Origin of the sequence: Cryobacterium fucosi, assembly GCF_004403515.1 — a bacterium.
Classification (GTDB): domain Bacteria; phylum Actinomycetota; class Actinomycetes; order Actinomycetales; family Microbacteriaceae; genus Cryobacterium; species Cryobacterium fucosi.
In genome coordinates this window covers 1-3,372 of the sequence record NZ_SOHH01000046.1, presented here as the reverse complement: position 1 = coordinate 3,372, position 3,372 = coordinate 1, and the positions used below count along the sequence as shown (strand labels likewise).

4 protein-coding genes are annotated in these 3,372 nt (G+C 71.0%); 3 read left to right on the top strand and 1 reads right to left on the bottom strand.

Going from position 1 to position 3,372, the window contains the following annotated elements:
* Positions 1-44 precede the first annotated feature (44 nt).
* Positions 45-539 carry an Lrp/AsnC family transcriptional regulator gene (locus E3T48_RS05015; protein WP_134522733.1) on the bottom strand — a complete coding sequence of 165 codons (495 nt, stop codon included), beginning with the start codon at positions 537-539 and terminating at the stop codon, positions 45-47.
* A 134-nt stretch (positions 540-673) separates the two neighbouring features.
* On the opposite strand from E3T48_RS05015, the gene pdhA reads away from it, so the two are divergent.
* The 3 genes from pdhA to E3T48_RS05000 form a co-directional block, all read left to right on the top strand.
* Positions 674-1,783 carry a pyruvate dehydrogenase (acetyl-transferring) E1 component subunit alpha gene (pdhA, locus tag E3T48_RS05010; RefSeq protein ID WP_134522732.1) on the top strand — a complete coding sequence of 370 codons (1,110 nt, stop codon included), beginning with the start codon at positions 674-676 and terminating at the stop codon, positions 1,781-1,783.
* Between the two features lie 149 nt (positions 1,784-1,932).
* Positions 1,933-2,895 carry an alpha-ketoacid dehydrogenase subunit beta gene (locus E3T48_RS05005; RefSeq protein ID WP_134522734.1) on the top strand — a complete coding sequence of 321 codons (963 nt, stop codon included), beginning with the start codon at positions 1,933-1,935 and terminating at the stop codon, positions 2,893-2,895.
* On the top strand, positions 2,892-3,372 hold a 481-nt coding region (locus tag E3T48_RS05000; protein WP_338145220.1), incomplete at its 3' end, for a biotin/lipoyl-containing protein. The genes E3T48_RS05005 and E3T48_RS05000, both read left to right, overlap by 4 nt.

Sequence of the window (3,372 nt, the reverse complement as noted above, 5' to 3'; positions counted from 1 at the left end):
GAGCCCCGCCTCGACCGGGCGCGGGCTACGCGACCGGGCGCCGGCTACGCCTCGGCGCGGTCGGCGCCGGAGTCGCGCCCGGCGCGCTCGAGCAACGGGGTGACCCGGAACGGAATGAGCTCGCCCATGGCGAGCGACGTCTCGGTGCGCTCGACGCCGTCGCAGGCGAGGATGGTGCCGTCGATCCGGAACAGGTCGTCGGCATCCGTGCAGACCACCCGCACCAGCAGGTCGGTCGAACCGCTCATCCCGTGCGCCTGCACGATCTCCGGGATGAGGGTGAGCTCGGCGATGATCTGCGCGAGCCGTTTCTGCTGCACGTGCACCTCGATGAAGGCCGTCAACGGGTAGCCGAGGGCGACCGGGTTGATCCGGCGGTCGAAGGAGAGGAACGCGTTCGATTCCTCGAGCCGGGACATCCGTGCCTGCACGGTGTTCCGGGACAGCCGGAGTTGCTGCGCGAGGGCGACGAAGGTGCTGCGCGGATCGACGCACAGGGCGCGGAGCAGCTGCAGGTCGACTCTGTCCAGACTGTGCATAGTGCACGAGATTAGCACGCGGATTGGCCCCTGAATAGAGCAAAATGCGCAATATCAACCGGCATGGTTGTGCTCTGTGCCGCATGACCGTACGCTCGGGGCAACTTCGGCAACGACGCTGGGAGCGGCTCACCATGTCAGAAACTTTCCCGGGGGACATCCCCGCCAATCTCTTACAACTCGTGTCACCCGACGGTGTGCGGGTGGCTTCGGAAACGGCCGATCCCTGGCTCGACGATGTCTCGGGGACCGACCTCGTCGCCCTCTACCAGGACATGGTCGTGGTGCGGCGGATCGACACCGAGGCCACGGCGCTGCAACGGCAGGGGGAGCTCGGCCTCTGGCCGCCGCTGCTCGGCCAGGAGGCCGCCCAGGTCGGCTCCGCCCGTGCGCTCCGGGCGGACGACTTCGTCTTCACCAGCTACCGCGAGAACGCGGTGGCCTGGTGCCGCGGGGTCGGCCTGACCGACATCGTGCGGGTGTGGCGCGGCAACGCTCAATCCGGCTGGGACCCGTACTCCGTCGGGATGGCAACGCCGGCGATCATCATCGGCGCCCAGACCCTGCACGCCACCGGCTGGGCCCTCGGCGCCCGGAACGACGGCACCGACTCGGTGGCGGTGGCCTACTTCGGGGACGGCGCCACGAGCGAGGGCGACGTGAGCGAGGCGCTCGTCTTCGCCGCCAGCTTCCAGGCCCCGGTGATCTTCTTCTGCCAGAACAACCAGTGGGCGATCTCCGAACCCGTCGGCCTGCAGTCCCGCGCCAACCTGGTCGACCGGGCACTCGGCTTCGGCATCCCCGGCATCCGGGTCGACGGAAACGACGTGCTCGCCGTGCTCGCGGCCACCCGGGTTGCGCTCCACCGCGCCCGCACCGGAGGCGGACCCACCTTCATCGAGGCGGTCACCTACCGGATGGGCCCGCACACCACGGCCGACGACCCCACCCGCTACCGGCCAGCGGCCGAGCTCGAGCAGTGGAAGGCGAAGGACCCGATCCTGCGCCTCGAGCGCCTGCTCGACTCGCTCGGCCTGCTCACCGCGGAGCTCGCCGACCAGACCAGGGGACTCGCGGATGCCGCGGCCGCCGAACTGCGGGCCGGCTGCATCGGCCTGCCGGATCCGGAGCCGCTCACGGTCTTCGACCACGTCTTCGCCACCCCGAACGCCACGCTCGAGCATCAGCGCGCCGAGTACGCCGACTATCTCGCAAGTTTCGATTCCACCGGAGGGAAGGCCTGATGACCATGACGACCATGATGAGGCCGGCGGCATCCGCACTGCTGGGCACGACCGCGGGCCAGGGCGGCTCCACCCCGCGCCAGGGGGAGACCCTGCCGGGCGTCCCGCTCCGCACGCCCGTGCCGCTCACCGCCACGACCACGCTGACCATGGCCAAGGCGATCAACGCGGGGCTCCGCCAGGCCCTGCTCGACGATCCAAAGGTCGTGCTGCTCGGCGAGGACATCGGCCTGCTCGGCGGCGTCTTCCGGGTGACCAGCGACCTGCTCGCCGAGTTCGGCGCCCGCCGGGTGATCGACACCCCGCTGGCCGAATCCGCGATCATCGGCACCGCCGTCGGCCTGGCCTACCGCGGCTACCGCCCGGTCTGCGAGATCCAATTCGACGGCTTCATCTTCCCCGGCTTCGACCAGATCGTCAGCCAGGTGGCCAAACTGCACTACCGCACCCAGGGCCGGGTGAGCATGCCGATCACCATCCGGGTCCCGTTCGGCGGCGGAATCGGCGCCGCGGAGCACCACTCCGAGTCCCCGGAGGCCTACTTCACCCACACCTCCGGCCTGCGTGTGATCGCGGTCTCCGACCCGCAGGACGCCTACGGGCTGATCCGGCAGGCCATCGCCTCGGACGACCCGGTGCTCTACTTCGAACCCAAGCGCCGCTATCACGTCAAGGGAGAGGTGTCGCCCGAGCTCGGCGCCCCGATGGAGCGCGCCCGGGTCGTGGCCGTCGGCACCGACGTCACCCTGCTCTGCTACGGGGCCCTGGTGGCCACCGCGAAGGATGCCGCGCTCGCCGCCGCCGATGAGGGAGCCTCGGTCGAGGTCATCGACCTGCGCTCGCTGTCCCCGGTGGACTACGAGACGATCGAGGCATCCGTGCGGAAGACCGGGCGGCTCGTCATCACCCACGAGGCCTCCCGTTCCGGCGGGCTCGGCGGGGAGATCGCCGCCGTCGTCACCGAGCGCTGCTTCGAGTACCTCGAGGCCGCACCGGTGCGGGTCACGGGCTTCGACATTCCCTATCCGCCTGCGAAGCTGGAGAGCCACCACCTGCCCGACCTCGACCGGATCCTCGACGGCGTCGACCGAGCGCTGGGGCGTCGGCGATGATCAAGGTGTTCCGGCTCCCCGACCTCGGCGAGGGGCTGACCGAGTCGGAGATCGTGGCCTGGCGGGTGTCCCCGGGCGACACGGTCGAACTCAACCAGCTCATCGCCGACGTCGAGACCGCCAAGGCCGTCGTCGAACTCCCGTCGCCGTTCGCCGGCGTCGTCACCCAGCTGCACCAGCAGCCGGGAACGGTCGTGCACGTCGGAGAGCCGATCGTCTCGTTCGAGGTGGCCGGCGCAGACGTGGCCGGCGCAGAGGTGGCCGGGCCCGAGATGGCCGGCGCCGAGATGGCCGGGCCCGAGGGCAGCGGCCCGGCGGATGCCGCGGCTCCCGCCGAACCGGCCGAGGAGCGCGAGGCCGTGCTGGTCGGCTACGGTGCCGCGCCCGAACGATCGGGCAGGCCGCACCGGCGCGCCCGCACCGGGATGGCGGATGCCGTGGCGCCTGCCGGTGTCCCGCCTGCCGACATGGCGCCGG

Coding starts and splice junctions, on each gene's coding strand:
- E3T48_RS05015 (WP_134522733.1), bottom strand. CDS start 539: ATGCACAGTCTGGACAGAGTCGACCTGCAGCTGCTCCGCGCCCTGTGC.
- pdhA (WP_134522732.1), top strand. CDS start 674: ATGTCAGAAACTTTCCCGGGGGACATCCCCGCCAATCTCTTACAACTC.
- E3T48_RS05005 (WP_134522734.1), top strand. CDS start 1,933: ATGGCCAAGGCGATCAACGCGGGGCTCCGCCAGGCCCTGCTCGACGAT.